Genomic DNA, 855 nt, shown 5'->3' with positions numbered 1-855 from the left:
TGGCCAGGCTTTTATCGTAACCACATATGCAAGCGGTCTCCATTCCCAGTCCACTACCCTATCTAGCCCAGATACCCGACCCCCGCGAGCCCTTGAGGACCCAACATCAATGGCAAGACCTGCTGCTCATCTGCTTGATGGCGGTGGGTTCGGGACGGCACAACATCCTGGCCATCCGCCAGTGGGTGAAAGACCACCGTGCTTTCCTGCTCAACCAGGTGGGTATCCGTACCCGCCTGAACCAGCGCAAGCCACCATCTACCGCTTCTTTTGGTTTTTGAGCGAGCGGTTAGGGCCCCTACAAAAGGCCTTACTAGCCTGGGGGGAAGAGGCGCTGGTGTTCTTATCGGCTTTGGTCCAGGGGCTGGGACTCTGCTTGGGCAGCAAGGTGGTCTTTTCCAGCCAGGCCGCAGCGGCCCAGGGGCTGCTGGTGCGCATGGAGGGGCTGGGGGGGGATGCCGCCTTGTGCACCCAGGCCCTGGCGGCCAGGGTGGTGGGGCAAAAGGGGGGTATCTGTTGAGCGTCAAAGAGAACCAGGCCGAACTCAAGGGACTCCTACAGTGGGCTTTTGCCAGCTACACAGCCACGGATCATCATCTCCAGCAGCAGGTACGGGGTGGAGAGGTCTGGGGCTGGCGCCTGGAGGGGACCGCCTATGCCCTGACCAGTCTGCGGGCGTCCACCACAAGCGGGACACGGTGTTGGGAGAGGACGCCTCGCGCAGCCGCAAGGGGGCGGCGGGACTGATGTACTTATTGCATCTCAAAAAGTGGCCCGTGTTGCGCTCGGTCGGGAGGTTCTCGGCTAATCCTCACCCCCTGCTCAAGCTAATTCGAGGGTCGTGATAAAAGCCTG

General features: G+C 61.4%; 2 protein-coding genes. Both read left to right on the top strand.

What is annotated here, in order from left to right; genetic code table 11:
* Positions 1-26 precede the first annotated feature (26 nt).
* Positions 27-281 (top strand): transposase family protein, encoded by a 255-nt coding sequence (locus Mlute_RS16355; RefSeq protein WP_245958804.1) that lies wholly within the window; start codon positions 27-29, stop codon positions 279-281.
* Positions 282-337: 56 nt separating this feature from the next.
* A complete protein-coding gene (locus Mlute_RS16350; protein WP_245959011.1) occupies positions 338-520 on the top strand; it encodes a hypothetical protein in 183 nt (60 codons plus the stop codon).
* Positions 521-855 lie beyond the last annotated feature (335 nt).

This window comes from Meiothermus luteus (assembly GCF_003574085.1).
GTDB lineage: Bacteria > Deinococcota > Deinococci > Deinococcales > Thermaceae > Meiothermus > Meiothermus luteus.
This window is presented reverse-complemented; position numbering and strand designations above follow the sequence as displayed.